Source organism: Azospirillum griseum, assembly GCF_003966125.1.
Lineage (GTDB): Bacteria > Pseudomonadota > Alphaproteobacteria > Azospirillales > Azospirillaceae > Azospirillum > Azospirillum griseum.
The window spans coordinates 1-803 of the sequence record NZ_RXMA01000115.1 but is presented as its reverse complement, the minus strand read 5'-3'; the positions used below and the strand labels follow the sequence as shown (position 1 = coordinate 803).

The 803-nt window shown below is 65.4% G+C and carries 1 protein-coding gene; it reads left to right on the top strand.

The genetic code is table 11. The annotated features are described in order from the left end of the window. Positions 1–803 (top strand): porin (locus EJ903_RS26395; protein WP_148105323.1); only part of this gene is annotated, 803 nt, incomplete at both ends.

The window sequence follows — 803 nt, the reverse complement described above, 5'->3', positions numbered from 1 at the left end:
GACGCCTATTTCGAGGCCGGCATCGTTGGTCAGGACAAGGACTCCAACCTGCGTTCGACCGATTTCCGCAACCGTCTGCGCCTGGTCGTCACCCCGATCGCCAAGGCCGACAACGGCCTGGAATACGGTGCCCGCATCCGCTTCGGCACCGACAACGCCGCGAGCAGCCGCGCGGTTCTGGCCGATCGCGCCTACATGTTCGTGAATGGCAGCTTCGGCACCATCAGCGCCGGCATGCAGAACGGCCTGTCGGACGAATACGCCATCATCGCCCCGTCGGATTGGGGCACGGGCGGCACCGACGGCTCCTTCCCGGCCTATTTCGGCAACAGCTCGTCGGCCGGGACCACCGGCAACCTGCGCACGCTGATCTCGGGTGACAACTCGACCCGCATCACCTACCTGACGCCGAAATTCTCGGGCTTCCAGTTCGGCCTGACCTATCAGCCGACCACCGGCAGCGTCAACACCGACATCAACCGGTTGAAGACCGCCACCCCGAACGGCAACATCACCGGCGGCTACAACGACGTGTTCGAAGTGGGCGGCAACTACGCCGGGACCTTCGGCGGCGTCGATCTGGGGGCCAGCCTGTATTATTCCGGCGGCAAGGCCAAGAACTCGACCGCTGGCGTCACCTATGAGAACCTGTCCTCGACCATGGCCGGTCTGTCGGTCGGCTACGCGGGCTTCAAGGTCGGCGGCAGCTACGCCTGGTCGGGCAAGAGCGGCTACGTCAAGCAATCCAGCCTGGCCACGGCCCGCAGCCGCGAAGCCCAGAATGTCTGGACGCTGGGCGCGCA